The 23,298-nt window shown below is 35.7% G+C and carries 25 protein-coding genes, 3 other RNA genes and 1 riboswitch; of the genes, 24 read left to right on the forward strand and 4 right to left on the reverse strand.

Translation table 11 applies throughout. From position 1 onward, the window contains the following. Positions 1-25: 25 nt before the first annotated feature. On the forward strand, positions 26-268 hold the full coding sequence (locus NSQ69_RS08050; RefSeq protein WP_002011865.1) for a hypothetical protein: 243 nt from the start codon (positions 26-28) through the stop codon (positions 266-268). A 15-nt stretch (positions 269-283) separates the two neighbouring features. Beyond that, complete coding sequence (locus tag NSQ69_RS08055; RefSeq protein WP_002126482.1) at positions 284-628, forward strand: YppE family protein; 345 nt, start codon at positions 284-286, stop codon at positions 626-628. Between the two features lie 25 nt (positions 629-653). Here the strand turns inward: NSQ69_RS08055 and NSQ69_RS08060 are convergent, their stop codons facing one another. Beyond that, positions 654-845, reverse strand: coding sequence for a YppF family protein (locus tag NSQ69_RS08060; protein WP_002030817.1), 192 nt, complete (start codon positions 843-845; stop codon positions 654-656). A gap of 177 nt (positions 846-1,022) precedes the next feature. Between NSQ69_RS08060 and NSQ69_RS08065 the strand changes: the two genes are divergently transcribed. The 13 genes from NSQ69_RS08065 to pbuX all read left to right on the forward strand — a co-directional run bounded on the left by NSQ69_RS08065 (position 1,023) and on the right by pbuX (position 12,713). Continuing rightward, entirely contained in the window at positions 1,023-1,661 is a 639-nt protein-coding gene (locus tag NSQ69_RS08065; protein WP_002086577.1) for a YppG family protein, read from the forward strand. Between the two features lie 156 nt (positions 1,662-1,817). Continuing rightward, on the forward strand, positions 1,818-2,255 hold the full coding sequence (locus tag NSQ69_RS08070) for a CotD family spore coat protein (RefSeq protein WP_002168778.1): 438 nt from the start codon (positions 1,818-1,820) through the stop codon (positions 2,253-2,255). Positions 2,256-2,311: 56 nt separating this feature from the next. Continuing rightward, the gene (locus NSQ69_RS08075) at positions 2,312-2,866 is read left to right on the forward strand and encodes a DUF1273 domain-containing protein (RefSeq protein WP_002030808.1); all 555 of its coding nucleotides are present in this window, start codon (positions 2,312-2,314) and stop codon (positions 2,864-2,866) included. A 97-nt stretch (positions 2,867-2,963) separates the two neighbouring features. Beyond that, entirely contained in the window at positions 2,964-3,299 is a 336-nt protein-coding gene (gene gpsB / locus NSQ69_RS08080) for a cell division regulator GpsB (RefSeq protein ID WP_000622426.1), read from the forward strand. Positions 3,300-3,386: 87 nt separating this feature from the next. Continuing rightward, positions 3,387-3,778, forward strand: an RNA gene (gene rnpB / locus NSQ69_RS08085) — RNase P RNA component class B. Positions 3,779-3,958: 180 nt separating this feature from the next. Beyond that, positions 3,959-5,098, forward strand: a complete 1,140-nt coding sequence (locus NSQ69_RS08090; protein WP_002011868.1) for a THUMP domain-containing class I SAM-dependent RNA methyltransferase — start codon at positions 3,959-3,961, stop codon at positions 5,096-5,098. 61 nt (positions 5,099-5,159) lie between these two features. Next, a complete protein-coding gene (locus tag NSQ69_RS08095; RefSeq protein ID WP_002126488.1) occupies positions 5,160-5,342 on the forward strand; it encodes a DUF3921 domain-containing protein in 183 nt (60 codons plus the stop codon). Between the two features lie 138 nt (positions 5,343-5,480). Beyond that, positions 5,481-7,418: an ATP-dependent DNA helicase gene (locus NSQ69_RS08100; RefSeq protein ID WP_002011942.1), complete on the forward strand. Its 1,938-nt coding sequence runs from the start codon at positions 5,481-5,483 to the stop codon at positions 7,416-7,418. A 118-nt stretch (positions 7,419-7,536) separates the two neighbouring features. Continuing rightward, positions 7,537-9,054 (forward strand): carboxypeptidase, encoded by a 1,518-nt coding sequence (gene ypwA / locus NSQ69_RS08105; protein WP_002086575.1) that lies wholly within the window; start codon positions 7,537-7,539, stop codon positions 9,052-9,054. Between the two features lie 48 nt (positions 9,055-9,102). After that, entirely contained in the window at positions 9,103-9,576 is a 474-nt protein-coding gene (locus NSQ69_RS08110; RefSeq protein ID WP_088045821.1) for a GNAT family N-acetyltransferase, read from the forward strand. Positions 9,577-9,729: 153 nt separating this feature from the next. Further along, positions 9,730-10,476: a type I methionyl aminopeptidase gene (locus NSQ69_RS08115; protein WP_088045819.1), complete on the forward strand. Its 747-nt coding sequence runs from the start codon at positions 9,730-9,732 to the stop codon at positions 10,474-10,476. Between the two features lie 116 nt (positions 10,477-10,592). Then, positions 10,593-10,694: riboswitch (purine riboswitch) on the forward strand. A gap of 106 nt (positions 10,695-10,800) precedes the next feature. After that, positions 10,801-11,394 (forward strand): xanthine phosphoribosyltransferase, encoded by a 594-nt coding sequence (locus NSQ69_RS08120; protein WP_341099128.1) that lies wholly within the window; start codon positions 10,801-10,803, stop codon positions 11,392-11,394. Positions 11,395-11,396: 2 nt separating this feature from the next. After that, complete coding sequence (pbuX, locus tag NSQ69_RS08125; protein ID WP_002168774.1) at positions 11,397-12,713, forward strand: xanthine permease PbuX; 1,317 nt, start codon at positions 11,397-11,399, stop codon at positions 12,711-12,713. Positions 12,714-12,728: 15 nt separating this feature from the next. Here pbuX and NSQ69_RS08130 read toward each other — a convergent pair whose 3' ends face one another. Continuing rightward, complete coding sequence (locus tag NSQ69_RS08130) at positions 12,729-13,892, reverse strand: DUF418 domain-containing protein (RefSeq protein ID WP_341099129.1); 1,164 nt, start codon at positions 13,890-13,892, stop codon at positions 12,729-12,731. Between the two features lie 729 nt (positions 13,893-14,621). Between NSQ69_RS08130 and NSQ69_RS08135 the strand changes: the two genes are divergently transcribed. Then, positions 14,622-18,281 (forward strand): dynamin family protein, encoded by a 3,660-nt coding sequence (locus NSQ69_RS08135; protein ID WP_341099131.1) that lies wholly within the window; start codon positions 14,622-14,624, stop codon positions 18,279-18,281. Between the two features lie 3 nt (positions 18,282-18,284). Here the strand turns inward: NSQ69_RS08135 and NSQ69_RS08140 are convergent, their stop codons facing one another. Continuing rightward, a complete protein-coding gene (locus NSQ69_RS08140; protein ID WP_341099132.1) occupies positions 18,285-18,539 on the reverse strand; it encodes a DUF3931 domain-containing protein in 255 nt (84 codons plus the stop codon). A gap of 71 nt (positions 18,540-18,610) precedes the next feature. Here NSQ69_RS08140 and NSQ69_RS08145 point away from each other — a divergent pair, with 71 nt between their 5' ends. The 5 genes from NSQ69_RS08145 to ssrS (NSQ69_RS08165) all read left to right on the forward strand — a co-directional run bounded on the left by NSQ69_RS08145 (position 18,611) and on the right by ssrS (NSQ69_RS08165) (position 20,712). Next, positions 18,611-19,078, forward strand: coding sequence for a GNAT family N-acetyltransferase (locus NSQ69_RS08145; RefSeq protein ID WP_002011932.1), 468 nt, complete (start codon positions 18,611-18,613; stop codon positions 19,076-19,078). A 21-nt stretch (positions 19,079-19,099) separates the two neighbouring features. Further along, a complete protein-coding gene (locus NSQ69_RS08150; protein ID WP_000451806.1) occupies positions 19,100-19,372 on the forward strand; it encodes a YpbS family protein in 273 nt (90 codons plus the stop codon). A 2-nt stretch (positions 19,373-19,374) separates the two neighbouring features. Continuing rightward, the gene (locus tag NSQ69_RS08155; RefSeq protein WP_002168769.1) at positions 19,375-20,208 is read left to right on the forward strand and encodes a sulfurtransferase; all 834 of its coding nucleotides are present in this window, start codon (positions 19,375-19,377) and stop codon (positions 20,206-20,208) included. Between the two features lie 116 nt (positions 20,209-20,324). Beyond that, positions 20,325-20,507: non-coding RNA, 6S RNA (gene ssrS / locus NSQ69_RS08160), on the forward strand. Between the two features lie 21 nt (positions 20,508-20,528). Continuing rightward, positions 20,529-20,712, forward strand: a non-coding RNA gene (ssrS, locus tag NSQ69_RS08165) — 6S RNA. A 55-nt stretch (positions 20,713-20,767) separates the two neighbouring features. On the opposite strand, the gene NSQ69_RS08170 is transcribed toward ssrS (NSQ69_RS08165), so the two are convergent. Next, on the reverse strand, positions 20,768-21,217 hold the full coding sequence (locus tag NSQ69_RS08170; RefSeq protein ID WP_002030848.1) for a hypothetical protein: 450 nt from the start codon (positions 21,215-21,217) through the stop codon (positions 20,768-20,770). Between the two features lie 83 nt (positions 21,218-21,300). On the opposite strand from NSQ69_RS08170, the gene NSQ69_RS08175 reads away from it, so the two are divergent. The 3 genes from NSQ69_RS08175 to NSQ69_RS08185 are packed head-to-tail and all read left to right on the forward strand — an operon-like array spanning position 21,301 to position 23,234. Further along, a complete protein-coding gene (locus NSQ69_RS08175; RefSeq protein WP_002126505.1) occupies positions 21,301-21,612 on the forward strand; it encodes a hypothetical protein in 312 nt (103 codons plus the stop codon). A gap of 3 nt (positions 21,613-21,615) precedes the next feature. Further along, positions 21,616-22,851, forward strand: coding sequence for a glutathionylspermidine synthase family protein (locus tag NSQ69_RS08180; RefSeq protein WP_002168767.1), 1,236 nt, complete (start codon positions 21,616-21,618; stop codon positions 22,849-22,851). Further along, on the forward strand, positions 22,848-23,234 hold the full coding sequence (locus NSQ69_RS08185) for a DUF350 domain-containing protein (RefSeq protein ID WP_002086561.1): 387 nt from the start codon (positions 22,848-22,850) through the stop codon (positions 23,232-23,234). The genes NSQ69_RS08180 and NSQ69_RS08185 overlap by 4 nt, the downstream gene beginning before the upstream one ends. Positions 23,235-23,298: the final 64 nt, after the last annotated feature.

The raw sequence follows: 23,298 nt of genomic DNA on the forward strand, positions 1-23,298 counted from the left end.
AGGCAAAGAAGGGGGCGTTTTAAATATGGCGATGGTTCAGAAGGAAGATGTTATGAAAAAAATGGATCAAATGTTAAGTTCTCTCGATTTGCTGGAAATGAAGATTGGGATTAGAATGAATCATGCATTGAAGGATAAAGGTGAAAAAATATGCAATAAGATAGAAATAACAGAAATGCATATAGAACATATGGAAAATAAATTAGTGCATCACGAAGAAAAAGGGAGCTGGGTAAAGACATTTCAAAACGTCGTAGTGAGTGCATAATAAGGTGGGAACAAAATGGGACATGAAGCATTAATCCAGTCTTCGGAGAAGTTAATGCAGTATAATGATGAAGCGAATGTGAAAAAAAGAGAGATGGCTGAATATGATTTTTATAAGGATATGAAGCCATTTGTTGATATTGTAGATGCGGAGTTAGAGATGTGGAAAGAATTAGCTTATAGGTGGATAAAGGAAGAACAACCTAAGTATATACATGTACAACAAATTGATCAAGTGTATGATAATTTACAAACTAATGTGCTACAATGTTTTGTTAATAAGGGAAAAGGCAAACGTTTCTTTGAAACTCATCAAGCTATTTCGTATACTTTGCAAAATATCGTAGATCAATGTAAATAACAAGAGGGAAAACCCTCTTGTTTTTTTATGCCTCTGTCACTGTTGTAGGTTTTGTTGCACCGTTTATTTCTAACTCTCGTATTAATGTTCGGTAATCTGATATGCATACTTTTCCTTCAAGATAACAATGTCTTGCAAAGTCTAACAGTTCATTCGAATTTTCTGTGTAATACCCCTTTTTTTGAGAAAACGCTTGTTTTAAATCCCCTAATACCATGTTGATTCCTCCCCCATGAGAATCTTCTTCCTTATTATCATAGCATGGAAGGGTTTACTTTCTAATTTTTTTAAAAATTTAAACTTCCGACAAAAACAGACAGGTACTCCGTCACACATTTTATTTTATAGGTACATATTCTATATGTAGAAACTTATGCCAAGGAGGAGAGAATGCATGTTTCAACAACCTAATGTATATCAGCAAGCAAATCCATATGCACAGCAAAATATGTACCAATATAATGAGGATACATATTTGCGATATAATATGTATCCTTTCGAGCCTCATTATGGAAACCAAAATTATTATCAACCATTTGAAGTGTCTTTTGGGAATCAACCGCAGCAAGCGCATATGAATCAACCGCAACAAGCATATACGAATCAACCACAGCAAGCGCATATGAATCAACCGCAACAACCGCACATGAATCAGTCGCAACAAGCGTATATGAATCAACCGCAACAACCGCACATGGATCAGTCGCAACAACCGCATATGAATCAGCCGCAGCAAATGTATACGAATCAACCACAGCAAGCGTATATGAATTCACAAAACTACATGTCGCCAGCTCAATATGTAAATCAACAAGCTATGTTTTATCCACCAAAACAACCATATCCAACGATGAATAAACAAAAGCAACAGCAACAGCAACCAAGTCAGTTTTCTAGTTTTGTTTCACAATTTAAATCATCAGATGGTAACTACGATGTAAATAAAATGATGAACACGGCTGGACAAATGATGAACGCGATGAATCAAGTAACAGGGATTGTTAAGCAAGTCGGGGGCTTTTTTGGTAAATAATAGTAGGGGGTTGTCTATAATAGGTATTACGTATGAAATTGGATACTAGACAAATTTCCATGAAATAAATGGGTATATATAACAAGCGGCTTTAGCCCCTCGCTCATATTGTAAAGTGTAGTCAGATTTTTTTAATGAGAGAGGAGAGAAAAAACTATGCATCATTGTCATCCTTGCTTTGGAGGGCATAAGCCTGTAGGACCTATTTGTACGACAGCTCCTGTCATTCACCCAACGAAACAATGCGTAACACATTCTTTTTCAACAACGGTGGTGCCACACATTTTTCCAACTCATACAACGCATGTTCATCATCAACAAATTAAAAATCAAAGCTTCTTCCCACAAACAAACTCGAACGTAAACGTTGTAGACCCTGGTGATCCAGGATCTGTTGGTGGATTTGGCGGCGGATGTGGACCATGTGGTCATGGCCATCATCACCATGGGCATCAAATATCACCATTTGGACCAGGACCGAATGTATCACCATATGGACCGGGACCGAACGTATCACCATATGGACCAGGACCGAATGTATCACCATTTGGACCAAATATCGGACCAAACGTTGGTGGAATGTTTAAAAAGTAAATGATATGTTAGAACTAGCGAAATGCTAGTTCTTTTTTTGTAATTGGAGTGTTGATATGAAGGTTGTTGCTGTAACAGGATATAAGCCGTTTGAACTTGGAATATTTAAAAATGATCATCCAGGAGTAGAGTGTATAAAAAAGGCGCTGCGTCGTAAATTAACTGTTTTTGTAGAAGAAGGTTTGGAGTGGGTTATTATAAGTGGTCAGTTAGGAGTAGAGCTATGGGCTGCTGAAGTTGTTTTTGAAATTCAAGTAGAATATCCAAATTTAAAATTAGCTGTATTTACTCCTTTTTTAGAACAAGAGGAAAATTGGAAGGAAGATAACCGTGAATATTACGAATTTATTCTTTCACAAGCAGATCATATTGATAGTATTACGAAACGGAAGTACGAAAGCCCAGAGCAATTTAAATTAAAGAATCAATTTTTTATTGAAAAAAGCGATGCACTTTTAGCTGTATATGATGAAGAAAAGTCTGGGAGCCCTAAATATATTGTAGAAGCAGCTAAGAAAAAAGGAGAAATAGAAAATTATCACAGTTATTTCATTCTTTTTTCTGATTTACAAGATATAATGGAAGAGGAACAGTGGAATAATGCAGAGTAATATGTAATATAGTACTCGTATATTTGATTGACAAAAGGCGTTGTTTCTGAAAAAATTTAGTTAATGAAAGCTTTGGCAAAAATTTGAGGTGAAGAAAATGATTTCGGATAAAATTAAATTAACAGCGAAAGATATTTTAGAAAAAGAATTTAAAACAGGTATGAGAGGTTATCAACAAGAAGAAGTAGATAAGTTTCTTGATATGATTATTAAAGATTATGAAGCTTTTCATAAGGAATTTGATCAATTAAAACAACAAAATGCTCGTTTGAAACGTGAATTAGAAGAACAAAAAGTAGCGGCAACACAAGTTCCGCAACAACCGGTACAAACACCAGTTGCACAACCAGTGTATAACAATACGAATACGGATATTTTAAAACGTCTATCTAATTTAGAAAAAGCTGTATTTGGAAGTAAGTTATACGAATAAATTAAGGTAACAAAAAGGTTAAAGCATTTTACATAGAAAAAAACATTGCAAAATCTTTTTGTTTCCACTATACTAATGTTTGTCATAACGTTTGGGTAATCGCTGCAACGCCAACGTTGTAGAGGAAAGTCCATGCTCGCACGGCCTGAGATGGCTGTAGTGTTCGTGCCTAGCCAAGTCATAAGCTAGGGTATTCTGGCTGCAAGGCTGGTTTAACGGCAGGGAAAAAACCTAAGTCCTTTCGGATATGGTTTGACTACCTTTAAAGTGCCACAGTGACGAAGTCCTTGAAGAAATGATAGGAGTGGAACGAGGTAAACCCCACGAGCGAGAAACCCAAATAATGGTAGGGGAATCTTTTCCAAGGAAATGAACGACGGAAAAGGACAGGTTTTCGTAACCTGTAGATAGATGATTACCACCGGAGTACGAGGCGTGGGCCGTTTGCAGTACAAAGGAACAGAACATGGCTTACAGAACGTTATGAACCAACTATGAAATAACTCAGCTCTCCTTTGTTAGAGGAGGGCTTTTTATTTGTATGAAGTTATAAGTTGTGAGTTAAAATGGTAAGTGAGAATATTCTTCGTAATATGTGATAATTAATAGGACAACATGTTATTAATTATTGTTTGATTATACATAAGAGGTGAATGCAAATGGGAAAAGTTACTTTAATTGCAACAGCGGCAATGGGTATTGAAGCGTTAGTTGCCCGAGAAGTTCGCGATCTTGGTTATGAATGTGAAGTGGAAAACGGAAAGGTAACGTTTGAAGCGGATGAAAAAGCGATTTGTCGTACGAATTTATGGTTACGTACTGCAGACCGTGTGAAAATTAAAGTCGGCGAATTTAAAGCAACAACATTCGATGAGTTATTTGAAAAAACAAAAGCGTTAAACTGGGGAGATTATATTCCAGAGAACGGAGAATTTCCTGTTATTGGGAAATCTTTGAAATCAACATTATTTAGCGTTTCAGACTGCCAACGTATCGTTAAAAAGGCTGTTGTTGAGAAATTAAAAACAACGTATAGACGCACAACTTGGTTTGAAGAAGATGGACCGTTATTCCGTATTGAAATTGCAATGCTCAAGGATATTGCGACGTTAACAATCGATGCGAGTGGTGTAGGTCTTCATAAACGTGGATACCGTCTTGAGCAAGGTGAAGCGCCTTTAAAAGAAACATTAGCTGCGTCTTTAATTAAGTTAACAAACTGGAAGGCGGATCGTCCTTTCGTTGATCCTTTCTGTGGATCTGGTACAATTCCAATTGAAGCTGCATTAATTGGACAAAATATCGCACCAGGATTTAACCGAGGCTTTGCATCGGATGAATGGGGCTGGGTTGGTAAACAAAATTGGCGCGAAGCTCGTCAAGAAGCTGAAGATTTAGCTAATTATAATCAACCATTGCAAATCATTGGATCAGATATCGATCACCGTATGATAAGAGTTGCCCAAGATAACGCAGAAGAAGTTGGATTAGGGGATCTTATATCATTTAAACAAATGCAAGTAAAAGATTTCACGACAAAAGAGGAATATGGCTATGTTGTAACGAATCCTCCATACGGAGAACGTTTAAGTGAAAGAGCGCTTGTTGAAAAATTATATAAAGAAATGGGAGAGGTATTCCGCCCATTAGATACGTGGTCAATGTATTTATTAACAAGTTATGAAGCATTTGAGAAATGTTATGGGAAAGATGCATCGAAAAAGCGTAAACTGTTTAACGGATTTATCCGTACAGATTACTATCAATACTTCGGAAAGCGTCCACCGCGTAATTCATAGTATAAAACTCCTCCAGCACGCATATACTGGCTATTATGTAATGCGTAAAGGAGGAAGTGATATGGATAGTTTCCAATTATCGATGATTCAAAAAGCTATTCACCGTACGTATGATGAGCTCGGAAAAGAAGTGGATAGTCAAGGTGCAATTGTAGATGGAATACAAAAAGCGCAGGAAGAATATTTGTCAGCTCTTTCACATGAAACAGCGATTGATAAACGTTATTTAAGGTCATTAATATAGAAAAAAATTTTCCTTTTTCGAAAGGAAAATTTTTTTTCGTGTATTTCTATGTATTGTAACAGGGGAAAGTGGCTGCACACATGTGAGTAGCAGTTGCTATATCTTTTTATAGAAAAACTGTTTGGTTGGAGGCTAAGGATGTTTACTGAGAATAGGTTACCATTTGAAGTAGGAAAACAAGATAATTTTTATGATAAGTTGAATGAGTGGATTGGAGATGTGTTTTACGACATTCTTCCGGAAAAAGGCTTTGAAGAGCGTGATGAACAGATTTTTATGGCGTTTCAGTTAGAGCGCGCTTTCCAAGAGAAGAAAGTTATGTTTGCAGAAGCAGGTGTAGGAACAGGGAAAACAATTGTATATCTTTTATATGCAATTTGTTATGCACGTTATACAGGGAAGCCGGCTATTATCGCTTGTGCAGATGAAACGTTAATTGAGCAGCTTGTGAAAGAAGAAGGAGACATTGCTAAGTTATCTGAAGCATTAGGGCTATCTGTTGATGTTAGACTTGCGAAGTCAATGGATAATTATTTATGTTTACGTAAACTTGAAGATGTTATGAGTGGACGAGCTCCAGAAGTAATTGAAGATGTATATTACGAATTACCTCAGTTCGTATTCGATCATGGTACGATGCAGAACTTTACTCACTATGGTGATCGAAAAGAATTTCCACTGTTAAATGACGAGGAATGGTCAAAGGTAAACTGGGATTACTTCCAAGATTGCTTCACTTGTGATTCTCGTCATCGTTGTGGTCAAACTCTTTCGCGCGAGCATTATCGTAAAGCGGCAGATTTAATCATTTGTTCTCAAGATTTCTATATGGATCATATTTGGACGTACGAAGCTCGCAAACGTGAAGGACAAATTCCGTTATTACCAGAAAGTAGTTGCGTTGTATTCGATGAAGGGCATCTTGTAGAATATGCAGCTCAAAAAGCTTTAACGTACCGTTTAAAACAAACGATGATGGAGCAACTTTTAACGAGATTATTACAAAATGATATTCGTGAAGAGTTCGCACATTTAGTAGAAGAAACAATTTGGCAAACTGAACAATTCTTTGGGGTACTACAAGAGAATAAAAAGGAAATTGAAGGTTCTGATCGTTTAGAAATTACTGTGACAGAAAAGGTAACTGCAGAAGCGAAAAGACTTTATGCGAAAATCGGTGAAGTCGGTGATGCATTAGTATTTGAAAGTGAAATGCATACAGTAAACACATACGATTTAAATATTGTTGATGAGCATTTAGATGTGTTAGAGCATTCACTTCGTCTTTTCATGCACGAGAAAAATGTAATTACGTGGGGTGAAGAAGGCGATGGTGCTTTCACGTTAGTTATTATGCCGCGTGCAGTTGAAGAAGTGTTACAAGAAAAAGTATTCTCGAAGAAGATTCCATATATTTTCTCTTCTGCGACATTATCTGACAATGATTCGTTCGCATTTACTGCAAATAGTCTAGGGGTAAAAGATTACTTATCATTCTCAGTTGCTTCGCCGTTTGATTATGAAGAGCAAATGACAGTAAACTTACTTCCGTATACGAAAGAAAATGAATGGGAAAGAAAGTGTCAATATACACTTGAAAATATACAAAAAACAAATGGACGTACACTCGTATTATTCCGTACAACGCAAGAACTTGCAGCGTTTAAAGAATATGTAAGTAAAGAGCAAATGTCAGTTCCGTTCCTATATGAAGGAGATCAAGAAATTAGTCAGCTCGTTTCTCGTTTCCAAAATGAAGAAGAGACTGTACTTTGTGCCGTTCATTTATGGGAAGGTTTAGACATTCCAGGTTCATCATTATCACATGTTATTATTTGGTCATTACCATTCCCTCCAAACGATCCTGTGTTTGAGGCGAAGCGTAAACATGTGAATGATCCATTCTGGGATGTAGATGTGCCTTATATGATTTTACGTCTTCGCCAAGGAATTGGACGTTTAATTCGTACAAGTGAAGATAAAGGTGCTATATCATTATTCTTATCAGATAATGAAGATGAAAAAGTGATAGAAGCAGTGAAGAAAGTACTTCCGGTAGAAGGAAAAGTACTTTAAGCGAAAAAATGTTGTAGGGAAAAGTTTGGCATTTGCCAAGCTTTTTTTCTATTAGAAAAGGAATTTATGTTTCAGTGTCGAAATAAGTTTGAGGTAGAAAAAGGAGGTTTTTTATACTATGACAGTTGCTACATATGAAGTGGAAAAACAATTTTTAACATATGTGAAGAAGATAGAGAATTACGGAGAGGCATTAAGCTTAATGTTTTGGGATTTAAGAACAGGTGCACCAAAGCAAGGAGTAGACCAGCGTTCAGAAGTAATTGGAATGCTTTCATCCGAAGTGTTTGTGATGTCGACTTCAGATGAGATGGGGAACTATTTAACTGAACTAGAATCTTTAATTGTTGAAAATAAACTTTCTGAAACGACAAAGAAAATGGTTGAAGAGTGTCGTAAAGAATATGATAGAAATAAGAAAATTCCACAAGCGGAATATGAAGCGTATGTGAAATTAGAAGCGAAAGCGGAAAGTGTATGGGAAGAAGCTCGCGAAAAATCTGACTTCGAAATGTTCCGTCCGTATTTAGAAAAAATTGTTGAATTCAAAAAGAAGTTTATTACATATTGGGGTTACGAAACGTACAAATATAACACGCTATTAGACATGTATGAGCCGGGAATCACAGTAGAAGTGTTAGATCATGTATTTGGTCAACTACGTGAACGTATCGTTCCGCTTGTGAAAGAAATTTCTGAGTCTAAAAAAGAATTAAAAACAAATGCTTTAGCTGAACATTTTTCAAAAGAAAAACAAAAGAATTTTACTTTAGAGTTATTAAAACAATTGAACTATAACTTTGAAGCGGGTCGTCTTGATGAAACGGTACATCCTTTTGAAATTACATTAAATAGAGGGGATGTTCGTATTACGACTCGTTACGATGAGAAAGACTTCCGTATGGCTGTTTTCGGCACGATTCATGAATGTGGTCATGCTGTATATGAACAAAATATTGCGGAGGAATTTGAAGGTACACCGCTATGTAGTGGAACTTCTATGGGTATTCATGAGTCACAATCATTATTCTTTGAGAACTTTATCGGTCGTAATAAATCATTCTGGAAGAAAAATTATGATTTATTAAAAGAGTATAGCGATGGTCAATTCAATGATATATCAGTAGATGAGTTTTATGATGCGATTAACGAATCGAAGCCATCGTTTATTCGTATAGAAGCAGATGAGCTTACATATCCGCTTCACGTCATGGTTCGTTATGAACTTGAGAAAGAATTATTTGATGGTACATTACAAGTGAAGGATTTGCCAGCGGCTTGGAATGATAAGATGGAAGCATATTTAGGAATTCGTCCGGAAAACGATGCACAAGGTGTATTGCAAGATGTTCACTGGGCTGGTGGTTCATTTGGATACTTCCCATCTTATGCGCTTGGTTATATGTATGCAGCGCAATTTAAACATAGGATGCTAAAGGATATTCCAAACTTTGATGCATTATTAGAAGAAGGAAACGTGACACCAATTCGTGAATGGTTAACAGAGAATATTCACCAATATGGCAAAACGAAAAAACCACTTGAAATTTTAAAAGATGTGACAGGTGAAGGTTTAAATGCAAACTACTTAGCTGATTATTTAGAAGCTAAATATAAAGAGATTTATGAGTTATAAAACAGGAGCTGCTTAATTGCAGCTTTTTTTTATGAGGGAGTGAGAGAAATGGGCTATATGTTTACAGTAATGTCGCGAGCGGAAGCAGAAGAAATTGCATATAACTGGCATTATGAAGGGGAGTATTCCTTTTATGATATAGAGGCAGATGAAGAAGATTTAGCTGAGTTTTTAGAGGATGAGAGTAGAGGGAATCATACATTTTCTGTGAAGGAAAATGGTACTCACATTGGTTTCTTTAGTTTTAGTAACATAAATAATCAAACGGTTGATATAGGTCTTGGAATGAGACCTGATATAACTGGGAATGGATTTGGTCTACAGTTCGTAAAAGCTGGACTAGCTTTTAGTAAAGAAAAATACGGATGCAATTATATAACACTATCGGTAGCGGCATTTAATGAAAGAGCGATTAAAGTGTATAAAAGAGCAGGATTCGAAGCTGTTGGAACATTTATACAGAAAACAAATGGTAGTTGTTTTGAGTTTTTGAAAATGAATTATATATGTAAAAATGATTAAAAAACAGAGGAGAGCTTCTGTTTTTTTATTTTGATGTAGAAATAAATGATGTTTTTTTTGTACTTGTTGTAATTAGAAGTTTTGAAATTTTGGAAGAGGATGTGTATGATTGAAGTTTAGTAGCAAATAGCAAGTTTAGTAAGGAGAGGTAGTATGATTACAATTAAAACGAAAAATGAAATAGATTTGATGCATGAATCTGGGAAGTTACTAGCTTCTTGTCATAGAGAAATTGCAAAAATGATGAAACCAGGAATAACGACACAAGAAATTGATACGTTTGTTGAAGCGTATTTAGAAGAGCATGGTGCCAGATCCGAACAGAAAGGGTATAACGATTATCCATACGCAATATGTGCATCTGTGAACAATGAAATGTGTCATGGGTTTCCAACAGATGTTCCTTTAAGTGAAGGCGATATTGTGACAATTGACATGGTAGTAAACTTAAATGGTGCGCTTTCGGATTCTGCATGGACGTATATAGTTGGAGATAGTTCTGATGAAGCAAAAAGGTTATTGTTAGTAGCAGAGAGTGCTTTATATAAAGGGATTGAGCAAGCAATAAGTGGTAACCATGTTGGAGATATTGGATACGCAATTGAAAGTTATGTAGCCTCTGAAGGGTTTTCTGTTGCAAGAGACTTTACGGGACACGGAATTGGTAAAGAAATTCATGAGGAACCAGCAATTTTTCATTTTGGTAAGCCAAGGCAAGGACAAGAATTACAAGAAGGAATGGTAATTACAATTGAACCTATTGTAAATGCCGGTATGCGATATTCTAAAGTAGATTTAAACGGATGGACTGCACGGACGATGGATGGGAAATTATCTGCACAGTATGAGCATACAATTGCGATTACGAAGGATGGTCCTATCATATTAACGACGTTGTAATATGAAATGTGAAAGTTTGAAAAACTCGAACGAAAATGGTATTTTCATAAAATTCGTACGTGTTTTTTCGATAAATACTTTTCAAAGTGAAAAAAGTGCGTTATAATCCTTCTATAAAATAAATAGTTAGCTACACTCATATAATCGCGGGGATATGGCCTGCAAGTTTCTACCGAAGTACCGTAAATACTTTGACTATGAGTGAGGACGAATATATTTGCTTGTTTAGCATTCTTTTTTGCGAAACTCCAAAAGCGCGTCTCTCACTTGTAACGAGTGGTGGCGGCTTTTGGAGTTTTTTATTGCATAAGAGGGGGAACAAACATGAAAGTATTACAAGAAAAGATTTTGAACGAAGGAAAGGTTTTATCTGGTGACGTATTAAAGGTAGATGCATTTTTAAATCATCAAATTGACCCAGTACTTACGCAAGAGATCGGAAAAGAATTTGCTAAACGTTTTAAAGAAGAGAACATTACAAAAATCGTGACGATTGAATCTTCAGGCATTGCACCAGCAGTTATGGCTGCATTAGAGCTTGGTGTAAAAGTAATCTTTGCAAGAAAACGTAAATCGTTAACGTTACAAGATAATATGTACGTTGCAAACGTATACTCATTTACGAAACAAGAAACGAATGAAATTTCATTATCTCGAAATCATATCGATGAAAATGATCGCGTTTTAATTATCGATGACTTTTTAGCAAACGGTCAGGCTGCTTTAGGTTTAATGAGTTTAGTAGAGCAAGCCGGGGCAAGTATTGCGGGAATTGGCATTGTTATTGAAAAAGCATTTCAAGATGGAGGAAAGAAGCTGCGTGAACAGGGTGTTCGTGTTGAATCACTAGCAGAAATTGCATCACTTGATAACGGCACAGTTACATTTGTACAGCAAGAAACTGCGGAGGTGAACTAACGATGAAGCAGCACCCATTTAAAATCGCATCGCTTGGTATTCAGCACATGCTTGCCATGTACGCTGGCGCAATTATTGTTCCTCTTATTGTCGGCGGGGGACTTGGTTTAAATCAACAAGAATTAACGTATTTAGTATCGATTGACTTATTAATGTGCGGCGTAGCAACGATTTTACAAGCATTATCAAATCGCTTTTTCGGTATTGGGCTTCCGGTTGTACTTGGTTGTACATTTACAGCGGTTGGACCGATGATTGCAATTGGTAAACAATACGGCGTGTCCTCTATATATGGAGCAATTATTGCTGCGGGATTATTTGTTGTTATTTTCGCGAAATTATTTGGGAAGCTTGTAAAACTGTTTCCTCCTGTTGTAACAGGATCTGTCGTTACAGTTATTGGGGTTACACTTGTTCCAGCAGCTATTAATGATATGGCTGGAGGAGTTGGAAGTAAAGATTTCGGAAGTCTAGAAAATTTAGCGTTAGCATTTGGTGTTTTATTATTTATCATTATTATGTATCGTTTCTTTGATGGATTTATCCGTTCAATCTCTATATTACTTGGTCTTTTGTTCGGTACAATCGTCGCAGCGTTTATGGGGAAAGTAAGTTTGCAAGCGGTTGGAGAGGCAGATTGGTTCCACGGTATTCAGCCGTTTTACTTCGGGACACCGACATTTGAATTAACGCCAATTATTACGATGATTCTCGTTGCTTGCGTAGGAATTGTGGAAGCAACAGGGGTATATTTTGCATTATCTGATATTTGTAATAAAAAGATCGGTGAAAAAGAATTAACAAAAGGTTATCGCGCAGAAGGATTAGCAATGGTTCTAGGTGGTATTTTTAACGCATTTCCATACACAACATATTCTCAAAACGTAGGACTTGTTCAATTAACTGGAGTAAGAAATCGCGTCATTATCTATACTTGTGGTGGTATGTTAATTGCTCTTGGGTTTATTCCTAAAATCGCAGCCATTACAACAATTATTCCGAAATCAGTACTTGGCGGTGCAATGCTAGCAATGTTCGGCATGGTTATGGCATATGGTATTAAAATGTTAAGCAGTGTTGATTTTGGAAAACAAGAAAATTTATTAATTGTTGCATGTTCTGTCGGAATCGGACTTGGAGTTACAGTTGTTCCAACGTTATTTTCACAGCTTCCGGAAAACATTCGTATTTTGACAGATAACGGAATTGTACTTGGAAGTGCATCAGCAGTACTTTTAAATATTGTATTTAATATGGTGCCGCAGCGTAAAGTAAAAGAAGAGCCAGTGTCTATGCAAAGTGCAGTAAGAGAAGCGTAAAAAAGAAAGGTCTCATTATGAGACCTTTCTTTTCTTTTTAAGTGGCATCATTTTCCCGTACGTACCAAGACGCCAAATGTACTCAAGTGGCCCATATTGATAACGTGACAGCCACCAGTGGCTAATAAAGATTTGTAACGTATAAAAGCCGATGCAAAATAGTGGTCCTACCCATAATGGAGCGGGATAATAATTTTTGAAAAATAGGCCGAATACAAGTAACGTAATAATCGTATGCGTGATGTAATTTGTTAACGCCATTCGTCCGACATATTGGAACGGACGTAATAATGTTTGCCATCTTTCTTTTTGTAATAAACGCATGAGCGTGAAAATGTAGAATATGAATAATGTTTTTCCACTAAACATTGTAAAGGCCTGCATATAAAATGGTTCATAAGATGGTTTTGATAAGAAGTAACGGACCATGAAAAACCACATTGGTAATGTCAAAATGAACATAATGATTTGCCATTTTTTAAGCTTTGGATCTAACTCTTTCGTGCGGCGGAAAATATCTTTTTTGCCGGCGTATAAACCAAGTAAAAATAGTCCAACTGTTTCTGGGAGCATGAATACATTTAGTCCAATTCCTTCAGAATAAAATGCATGGAAACGATTTTGTATTTGTGACACCCAGTCTTCAAGTGGCATGATCGGTAAGGAAAACCCTAACTCTGCTTTTGGTACTAAGGCAACCACTATACTAGCGATTAGCATGAAAAATTGAAAAATACTTAGTAAAACTAATGCCCATATTAAAATAGTACGAGGCTCTCTCTTATAAAATAACAATAAGAAAAATCCAGCGATGGCATAACTATGTAAGATGTCTCCGTCCCATAAAAGAACGTAATGCAAGAACCCAAATAATAATAAAATAAGCAAGCGGCGAACAAATAAAGTTTTCGGACGATCTGTTTTCGCCTCAGCACGATTCATAAAGATATAAAAACCTAATCCGAATAAAAATGAAAAAATAGTATAAAACTTCGTTTGAATAAACATGTCATAAAATAAGCGAATATAGCTGTCTAATCCATCATAAACGCCGGAAATATCTCGAGAATCAACACCAGCGATAACTGGCCAGTTAACAAGAAAAATACCTAGTACAGCTATTCCTCTAATAATATCGATGGAATGTATCCTCTCGCCTTGTGAAATATTTTGTGTCATTATTTTCCTCCTTGTTAAGTAATTCCCTTTTATCCCGCATTAACAAGCAGTAAGACTCCCACTTCAAAATTCAGTGAATACGAGGAAGTTAGGTGGGAGTCGGGTTGCTTGTAAAAGCCCGATTGGTTCAACTAATAATTAGTGGAGATGGGAAATATCCCCACTAATTACAGTTTCACTTTATTATACAAAATGTAAAGGGGAGGGTATATAGGTTATTTCCAATTTTTAAAACTGCTAAGATGTGTATTATGAGATATAATAAGAGTGCACAGCAAGTTTTAAACTTCTTTAAAACAGGCAGTAAAGCTCCTTTTCCCGAAGGAGCTTTCTTTTTTTAGAAATTTGTTGATAATGATTCTCTTTAATGATAAAATGTATTCAAAAGTGATAATCATTATCAAAAAAAGGTTGGTGTGTTAATATGGTGTATGCACTTGTTGCAGGAACGATTGCTATATATGTTGGTGTTACAAAGTATGTATTAAATGGAGTAGGAACAACAAAATGAATAATATTACATAAAATCCCTTTCATTTGTAAAAAGAATGAAAGGGATTTTTTATTTTTGATGTGAATATGCTGAAAATTTAGTATGATAATAAAGTGAAACTTTAATCAGCGGGGAGGTCTATCCCTCACTGATTACTAGCCCGCACGAAACGGGTTTTTACTGCCCACAAATAGCGGGATAAAGTATATACATCTTGGATAAAGGGGAACAAGGGGATGACAAACATAGTACAGACAAACGGTATGAAAAAACTTGTTTGTTTTTATGAAGAGTGGCAAAAAAACGGCGATGTAGAGAATAGTTTGAAGTTGTTTGAAGTGATTCAAAAATATAAACAAGAGCAGCTTATGCTAGCTTTTTGTGGTCATTTTTCTGCGGGGAAATCGACAATGATGAATCACCTATATAAAGCGCAATTATTACCGACAAGTCCGATTCCAACGAGTGCTAACGTTGTTAAAATTGAAAGAGGATCTGATCGTGTTGTTGTAACGATTAAGTCTGGAGAACAGTATGAATATGACGGCGCATATTCAGCAGAAGAATTAAAACAAATATGTAAAGACGGTGATGAAGTAATTGGTGTTCATATTTATCGAAATGATGCGCCAATTCCTGATGGGGTTATGTTAGTTGATACGCCCGGAATTGATTCTACGGATGATGCCCACCAATTAGCGACGGAATCAACACTGCATCTAGCAGATGTTATTTTCTATATGATGGATTATAACCATGTCCAATCAGAGGTTAACTTACAGTTTGTTAAAGAATTGAAACAACGTAATAAAACGGTTTATCTCGTTGTAAACCAAATAGATAAACATAAAGCAAATGAGTTATCGTTTGAAGAGTATAGAGATAGTGTAAAACAGTCTTTTTCTAACTGGGATATTGAAGTAGATGGTATTTTCTATACATCATTGCGAATGATGAATCATCCATACAATGAAATTCAAAGTTTAGAAGCATTAATCTTTTCTATCATGAAAGAAAAAGAGCAGTATGTAAGAAAGGGAATGGAGCGAGAAACAGAATATTTACTGCAAGAACATTGTTCGTTTATTCTTTCTGAAAATGAAAAACATCTCATGAAATATGAAGAAGAATTAACATCACCACTGTCACTTTCAGAGATAGTTGAAAAAAAGGAAGAGTTAACTGAAAATAAAGATCGGGTGGCTAGTAAAGAATCTGATGTGAGAAATGAATTTATAAAAGGTTTACAAGCCATATTAGATAACGCGTATTTAATGCCATTTGAAATGAGAGAATTGGCAAATAAATATTTAGAAACGAAATTAACGAAGTTTAAAGTTGGTTTGTTATTTGCGAAAGGAAAGACGGAGCAAGAAAAACAGAGACGTGTAGATGCTTTTTATTCTGCTCTTCAAAAGACTGTTGAAACGCAACTTGATTTTCATGTGAAAGAATTTATTGTAGCCTTCTTAAAAGAAGAAGGGTTATTTACAGAGGAAATAGGGAAAGACATATATGCGTTAGAAATTGCTTTCGGACCGGAAGTGTTGGCTGAAACAATTAAACAGGGGGCTGGATTTACCGGTGATTACTTACTTCTTTATACTGCTGACGTTGCAAATGAGTTAAAGAAAAGATACTTTATGAAATCTCAGCAAATCTTTGGAAAAAGTACGGGTATATTGCAGAAGAAAGTGAAGATAGAGATTGCTCGTATTGAAGAAGAAATTGAAAAATACACGATGTTACAAACTGCAAAAGAAACAAAATTACAGTACATTAAGACGTATGAGGAATATGAGAGCTATTTAGGAGATATTTGGAATGAAAATGTTTCTATACCAGATGGATTGCAAATAGACGAAATATTACAAAGTAAAAAACAAGTTGTTAGTGAGAAGTTTAAACTACAAGAGCAAGAAATTGTAAATGATAACGTAGCGGCTAGTGAAGAAGAGATTAAAGGAACGAAAGCTTTAAATATTCAGCGTATATTAGAAAAAGTGAAGAAAGCTGAAACGATATTAGATCCATTGCCTACACTGAAACATCTACAGCAAGAAGTAGTTGGAAAAAGACAGCGTGTAGAAACGAAGCAATTTACAGTAGCGTTATTTGGAGCTTTTAGTGCTGGGAAATCATCATTTGCTAACGCATTGCTCGGTGAAAAGGTACTTCCTGTATCGCCAAACCCAACGACAGCAACAATAAATCAAATTTTGCCAGTTACAGAAGATAAATCACATGGAACGGTAATTGTCCAGTTTAAGTCAGAGCAAGCGCTGTTAGAAGATATGAAAGCTGTTTATAAAATGTTTCACTATGAAATTGCTACATTGGAAGAAGCGTTAACGAAAATTGATGAAATTATGAAATACCCTTCACCAAGCGGGAAGCAAAAAACAACATTTAGCTTTTTGCGAGCGGTACAAAAAGGATATGAGGCAGTTGCTAATCATTTAGGGGAACAATTACAAGTTACGTTAGAGGAGTTCTCTGATTATGTAGCTAATGAAGAAAAATCATGCTTTGTTGAGTATATGGAGCTTTATTATGATTGTGCTTTAACAAGGCAAGGAGTAGCTCTTGTAGATACACCAGGGGCGGATTCTATTAACGCGCGCCATACGGATGTTGCATTCCAGTATATTAAAAACGCAGATGCTATTTTATTCGTAACATACTATAATCATGTTTTCTCTCGTGCGGATCGTGAATTTTTAATTCAGCTCGGTCGTGTAAAGGATACATTTGCACTTGATAAAATGTTCTTCTTAATAAATGCTGCCGATTTAGCACAATCTGAAGAAGAACTTGAAATGGTAAAAGGTTATATTGCGGATCAGCTCCTGCAATACGGTATTAGAAATCCACGTTTATTTGCAATTTCAAGTTTATGTGCGCTTGAAGAAAAGCAAGGGAAAAGTATTGATAAAGAAAAGTATGGTATTTTACAAAACTCCGGGATTACTAAGTTTGAAGAATCATTTACGTCCTTTATGATGAGGGATTTAATGCTTGTATCTGTGCATGCTTTATATGGTGCATTGCAAGGAGCGAATCAGCTTCTTGTAAATATGATAAATGGCGCAAAGCAGGGAAATGATGAGAAAGAGAAGCAAACAAAAAAATATGAAGCAGAGCGTAATCAGCTATTTCATATTATTTCATCATATAGTGTACTTGCTGAAGAGCAAGCAATGCAAAATGAAGTGAAAGAATTGCTTTATTATGTACACCAACGTCTATTTTTACGCTATAACGATGTGTTTACTGAATTTATTAATCCGGCGTCGTTACGAACAGATGGGAATGTGAAAATGCAGTTGCAGCAATGTGTAATGGAATTAGTTTCATTTATTCAACATGATTTATTACAAGAAATGCGTGCGACATCATTACGTCTTGAAAAATGGATAGATGAAGCGATGAAGCGTGCAAAGGATGAAATTGTTGTGAATTGCAAAGTGGAAAATGAATCGATTTCTATGGGTGGAACAGTGGATTATGAATATAAAATTATTACACATAAAGAGCCGTTTCCTTCAATAGAAATAAAAGATTTTAAAAAGGCACTAGCACATTTTAAAAATGAGAAAAGCTTTTTTGAAAAAAATGATAAAGCTTTTATGCAAGAAGACGCTAAAGGAGTGTTAGAACCTTTCGTATCAAACTATGTAGTTGATGAAGAAGATTTATTCGTTCATCATTATAAGCAAGAGTGGGATGCAAAATGGAACCTATTCCAAAAAGTGATGCAGCAAGACGTTGAGAATTATTATGAAAGTATATTATTCGCTTTAGCTGAAACAATTGATGTATCGCTATACGAACAAAGTAAAGAAGAGCTACAAAAGCAGTTAGTAGAAATTGAAAAAGAAATTTATATTAAATAGCTGTTATGAAAAAAAGATTCGTTCAATTTTCTTTTGTAGTACAGTATCTAAAGATTTTACAAACCCTGCAAACTCATCAGTAGAAATCATATGGGTAAGAACTAAGCGTCTGCCGTCTGGTGTTTCACCGCATAAGACGAATGAAGAAAACTCATACGTTTTGTTTTCTACTACTAATTTTGGATAGGAATATGTGTGGCTCTTCTTTTTCTTTCCATCAATAGAGATGACGTTGCATTTTTTCTCATTGTTGTCCATGGTGAATCCCTCCTTTCTATTATCTATGGTAGACAAGGGGGGTTTAGAACAATAGAGGAGGGGGAATTTTTATGTCTGTTGTCATAGAGCGTATTTCGAAAGAAGCTATACCGAAATCTTTATTACTTCTTGCTGATCCAAGTGAAAGCCAAATTGATGCATATGTACAGAGAGGGTATACGTATATAGCTAAACAAGAAGAAAGAATCATCGGTGTATATGTGCTTTTGGAAACAAGACCAAGGACAATGGAAATTATGAATATTGCGGTTGTAGAGCATTTGCAAGGAAAAGGGATTGGAAAGCAGCTATTAAGTCATGCCGTAGAAACTGCTAAAGGATATGGTATGTCAAAACTTGAAGTTGGTACAGGCAATTCTAGTGTTTCACAACTTGCTTTATATCAAAAATGTGGATTTCGTATTTTTTCTATTGATTTTGATTACTTTTCAAAGCATTATGAAGAAGAGATTATTGAAAATGGGATTGTATGTCGCGATATGATTCGGCTTGCAATGGAATTGAATAAGAACGTATAACTTATTTAGGGGGAAGAGAAGATGGAAGTACATAAAGCAATTACAGCACATTCTCGTAAACAAAATGAAAGTGTAAAAGCATGTTTACAATTAGATGCGCAGCGTGAAGCAGCTATTGAAGCAGCCGTATCTCTTGCGTCAAAGGGGAAAGAATTTTCGGTTGATATCATTAATGTTGTAACAAAGCAAATTAATGATCTTGCAAAAAATGGTGTTACACTGCAGCGTAAATTTGTTACAGAAGAAATGGTTATGGAGTATGTAAGTCGTTTGCAAGAGAAAGAAGGTCGTTAAAGATGATAGTTACAGTCGAATGGTTACGTGAGCATATAGAAGATGAGAATGTCCGTATAATCGATTGTCGTTTTGATTTAGCGAATCCTAATTGGGGTAGAGAAAAGTATGAGGAAGAACATATTCTTCATGCGTTATATTTTGATTTGAATTTAGATTTATCAAGTCCTGTAACAGAACATGGTGGTCGCCATCCATTGCCGAATATTGAGGAGTTTGCAGACAAGCTTTCACAAGCTGGTATTGGTGAACATACGACAGTAATTGCATATGACAGTCAAGCGGGTGCAAATGCTTCTCGTCTCTGGTGGTTATTAAACTATGTAGGACATGAGAAAGTATATATATTAGATGGCGGATTTCCAGCTTGGAAAGAGAATGGACTACACACAACGCCGAATATCCCAGTTATTGCACGAAAACCTTTTATACCGGAAATACAAGAAAATATGCTTGTAACGATGGAAGATGTGAGAGGGAAAATTCGTGCAGGTGCAAATATGACATTAATTGATTCTAGGGAACCAAAACGTTATGCTGGTGCGGAAGAGCTCGTTGATTCGAAGGCAGGGCATATTCCGACGGCAGTAAACTATTTTTGGAAAGATGGGATTTTAGAATCGGGACACTTTAAAAACGAAGAGGAACAGCAAGGGCGTTTCCAAAATCTTGATAAAGAGAAGGAAACAATCGTATATTGTGGTTCTGGTGTTACAGCGTGTCCGAACATAGTTGCATTAAAATTAGCTGGTTTTCAAAATGTTAAATTGTATACAGGTAGCTGGAGTGATTGGATTTCTTATCCAGAAAATCAAATTGCAAAAGAAGAAGATTAATCACTTGCATGCAAAAATAATTTGTATTAAAATAAGGTCACAAGCAAGAGATTGCTTCAAAAAAATTATATTTTACACATTGGAAACAATGTGATAATATAACGACAAGTAAATAATACATCCTGCGGTGTGCGTAACTTATTTATGTCTAAAACCGATGTTAGTTTTACGGAAGCTCAATATTTAGTGACCATTATCAAGCCTTCCTTGTGGAGGAAGATATACGGTAACTGTGAGGGCATCCACCTGCGAGTAGCGGGTTTTTGGACATTTACGAGAGACGGCACTTGCGGGGGTCTTATTTCAACTAATAGTATATAAAATTCCTACGGTGTACGTAGCTTGTGTATGTCTTAAACCAATAAGTATAATGCGGAAGTTCAATATTTAAATGTAGATAGCAGGCCATCTTTTTAAGAAGGAAGTTACAAACATTTGTGAGAACATCCACCTGTGAAAGCAGGTTTATGGACATCTATAGATAACGGCATATGTGGGACTATATAAAAAACCTTACGTTTTATACGTAAGGTTTTTTTGTTGAATAAATATACTCATGTTATCTAGATTTACCTGTAAAGTTCCCATAATAAATATAGCACTTGCGGTCTTCATCAATTTCTCTTGAATCGAGGGTGAATTCCAAATGTATTCCATCCCGTTGAATATATATAATATCTGAATGGAGAGAGGGTAAGATATCCTCGTAATTCCAAATATCTTTACTTTCTATCATAATTGAGCAGGTTTCCTTTAGTTCTCTAATTTCAAAACCTATGTGCGAATATGTAGGATCTGAAGGGTCGTTGGAAAAAACTTCTTTTTGTATATATAACACTGCTGTCCCGTCTGGATCTACTGAAGTTGCAGTAACGATATATGTATTTCCATCTTTTATAAAATATTCACAAGTCATGCGCGCGACAATTTCAGAATTAGAAATATTTGCGTAGTTCCATAAAGCTGGATACCCGTTTGTTTCATCATTGAGCCGATATTCCAATCGCATTTTATCCCTCTTCTTCCTTTTTCTTCTACTTTATCATGACATCTTATATAATAGAAATATAATTTAAAAAGGGGAGTGCAAAGGTGACAAAAACGAAATGGCTAGTAGGTGGTGTCCTAACATCTTTAATGACGGGCACTTTATTTGGCTGCGCGCAAGATATTCCCCCCGAACCGAATGATAATAGTTGTTCTGATTGGGATTGGGATGATGAGCTTGGTGTTTGGCAGTGTGATGATAGTAGTTCAGGTTATCGTGGACATTACTTTTATGGTGGTACATACTATCAAAATAAATCCACCTTCAAAAATTCATCAGAGTTTAAAACTTATCAATCTTCGGCCGAATTTAAAGGTGGAATTGGAAGCGGTTCAAAAGGTGGATTTGGAGGTTAAAATATGTCGCAATACATAAAGAAAAGAAAAGAATTTTATTCGAATTATCCTCATTTCTGGTCGGACTTATATGAATGTGAGTATAGTTTGTTTCATGTTTTCCCGATAACAGAGCAAACAATGAAACAATTACAAGTAGCAACTGAACGAATGGGAAAAATATTTTTTAAGACTGCTAGAATTCTTCGGAATTTATCTAATGAACAGCTTCTTGAACTCGGTTTTCCAACTGCAAGCTTGCCTTTTATTAGACTGAAAGGGATGTATCCTGAATCTGTTATTTCACGATTTGATTTTGCTTTAACAGAGGATAATCGTATTAAAATGCTTGAGTTTAATAGTGATACTCCAACTTTTATTGTGGAATGCTTTCAAATGAATGGAAAAGTTTGTGAAGAACTTGACTATGATGATCCAAATGCAAATCAAGAGCGCTTACTTTCTTCTGGTATTACAAAAGCCGTAATGGAGTTTACAAAAGGAATGGAAGAGCCAAATGTTGTTTTCACAGCTCATCCTGAACATATAGAAGATTGGAATACGACTATGTATTTGAGTGGGCTATGTCATGTTGAAAATAAAGTGATGCCAATGACAGAACTTAGAATTACAGATGATGCTTTAGTAGATAGAGATGGTTTACCAATTGATGTTTTGTATCGCCAAACATATCCAATTGAAGACTTGATTGAAGATCAAGATCCCGAAACGGGGGATTTGGTGGGAGTAGAACTTTTGCAACTTGTAAAAGAAGGAAAGCTTTTTATTATAAATCCTTTGTCGGCCTTTTTACTTCAGCCGAAATCAATTCAATGTCTTATTTGGGGATTAGCAGAAGAAGGTGCTTTTTACACAAGTGAGGAACAAAAGTGGATTAAAGAATATATGCTTCCTACATATTTAGAGCCAGATTTATTTTTGGGGAAAAGTCCTTTCGTTCAAAAACCTTCGTTCGGTAGGGAAGGTGACACGATTACGATTCGTGATAAGGATACAAATATTATGATTCGAAATGCACATGAAACGTATAAATCGTCACTGCCTATATTTCAGAAATATACAGAGCTTCCAGTTGTATTTTTGGAAACTGAAAAAGGAATTGAGAAGCTGTCGTACGTGTTTGGGGCTTTTTTAATTGCTGGAAAAGCGAGCAGCATCGGTATACGTGCCGGAGAAAAAATTACGGGAAATGAATCGTATTATTTACCGGTAGGTATTAAGAAGGAGGAAAATAAATGATTAATTTTTTACTATATTTAGCAGTATCACTTGTACTTTTATGTATCGGTCTTTTTCTTATGGAAGTGACAACGAAAGTTAAGGAATTTAAGTTAATGGCTCAAGGGAATAAAGCGGTAAGCTATGTACTTGGAGGAAGACTACTTGGTCTTGCTATCGTTTTATATTCAACGGCTGCTAATTCTATTTCAATTCTTGATATGGTTTCATGGGGAGCTGTTGGGATCTTAGCTCAAATTATTGTCTTTTATTTAGCGGAATGGCTTACACCACGTTTTAATATTAATAAAAGTCTTGAAGAAGATAATCAAGCAGTTGGTCTTTTCCTTATGTTTTTATCACTTTCCATCGGAATTGTAATTGCTGGTTGTGTAACGTATTAAAACCCTTACATTTTAACGTAAGGGTTTTATTTTTCATTTGCTAATTTTTTGCAATATGTGTTCA

It is taken from the genome of Bacillus sp. FSL R10-2201 (assembly GCF_038008665.1).
Classification (GTDB): domain Bacteria; phylum Bacillota; class Bacilli; order Bacillales; family Bacillaceae_G; genus Bacillus_A; species Bacillus_A mycoides.

Bases quoted from the DNA above. Each gene is read 5' to 3' on its own strand.
- NSQ69_RS08170 (WP_002030848.1), bottom strand. From the start codon at position 21,217: ATGCGATTGGAATATCGGCTCAATGATGAAACAAACGGGTATCCAGCT.
- NSQ69_RS08155 (WP_002168769.1), top strand. From the start codon at position 19,375: ATGATAGTTACAGTCGAATGGTTACGTGAGCATATAGAAGATGAGAAT.
- NSQ69_RS08185 (WP_002086561.1), top strand. From the start codon at position 22,848: ATGATTAATTTTTTACTATATTTAGCAGTATCACTTGTACTTTTATGT.
- NSQ69_RS08095 (WP_002126488.1), top strand. From the start codon at position 5,160: ATGGATAGTTTCCAATTATCGATGATTCAAAAAGCTATTCACCGTACG.
- NSQ69_RS08150 (WP_000451806.1), top strand. From the start codon at position 19,100: ATGGAAGTACATAAAGCAATTACAGCACATTCTCGTAAACAAAATGAA.
- NSQ69_RS08110 (WP_088045821.1), top strand. From the start codon at position 9,103: ATGGGCTATATGTTTACAGTAATGTCGCGAGCGGAAGCAGAAGAAATT.
- NSQ69_RS08115 (WP_088045819.1), top strand. From the start codon at position 9,730: ATGATTACAATTAAAACGAAAAATGAAATAGATTTGATGCATGAATCT.
- NSQ69_RS08090 (WP_002011868.1), top strand. From the start codon at position 3,959: ATGGGAAAAGTTACTTTAATTGCAACAGCGGCAATGGGTATTGAAGCG.
- NSQ69_RS08120 (WP_341099128.1), top strand. From the start codon at position 10,801: ATGAAAGTATTACAAGAAAAGATTTTGAACGAAGGAAAGGTTTTATCT.
- pbuX (WP_002168774.1), top strand. From the start codon at position 11,397: ATGAAGCAGCACCCATTTAAAATCGCATCGCTTGGTATTCAGCACATG.
- NSQ69_RS08060 (WP_002030817.1), bottom strand. From the start codon at position 845: ATGGTATTAGGGGATTTAAAACAAGCGTTTTCTCAAAAAAAGGGGTAT.
- NSQ69_RS08130 (WP_341099129.1), bottom strand. From the start codon at position 13,892: ATGACACAAAATATTTCACAAGGCGAGAGGATACATTCCATCGATATT.
- NSQ69_RS08100 (WP_002011942.1), top strand. From the start codon at position 5,481: ATGTTTACTGAGAATAGGTTACCATTTGAAGTAGGAAAACAAGATAAT.
- NSQ69_RS08075 (WP_002030808.1), top strand. From the start codon at position 2,312: ATGAAGGTTGTTGCTGTAACAGGATATAAGCCGTTTGAACTTGGAATA.
- NSQ69_RS08050 (WP_002011865.1), top strand. From the start codon at position 26: ATGGCGATGGTTCAGAAGGAAGATGTTATGAAAAAAATGGATCAAATG.
- NSQ69_RS08140 (WP_341099132.1), bottom strand. From the start codon at position 18,539: ATGGACAACAATGAGAAAAAATGCAACGTCATCTCTATTGATGGAAAG.
- gpsB (WP_000622426.1), top strand. From the start codon at position 2,964: ATGATTTCGGATAAAATTAAATTAACAGCGAAAGATATTTTAGAAAAA.
- NSQ69_RS08135 (WP_341099131.1), top strand. From the start codon at position 14,622: ATGACAAACATAGTACAGACAAACGGTATGAAAAAACTTGTTTGTTTT.
- NSQ69_RS08070 (WP_002168778.1), top strand. From the start codon at position 1,818: ATGCATCATTGTCATCCTTGCTTTGGAGGGCATAAGCCTGTAGGACCT.
- NSQ69_RS08145 (WP_002011932.1), top strand. From the start codon at position 18,611: ATGTCTGTTGTCATAGAGCGTATTTCGAAAGAAGCTATACCGAAATCT.
- NSQ69_RS08180 (WP_002168767.1), top strand. From the start codon at position 21,616: ATGTCGCAATACATAAAGAAAAGAAAAGAATTTTATTCGAATTATCCT.
- ypwA (WP_002086575.1), top strand. From the start codon at position 7,537: ATGACAGTTGCTACATATGAAGTGGAAAAACAATTTTTAACATATGTG.
- NSQ69_RS08055 (WP_002126482.1), top strand. From the start codon at position 284: ATGGGACATGAAGCATTAATCCAGTCTTCGGAGAAGTTAATGCAGTAT.
- NSQ69_RS08065 (WP_002086577.1), top strand. From the start codon at position 1,023: ATGTTTCAACAACCTAATGTATATCAGCAAGCAAATCCATATGCACAG.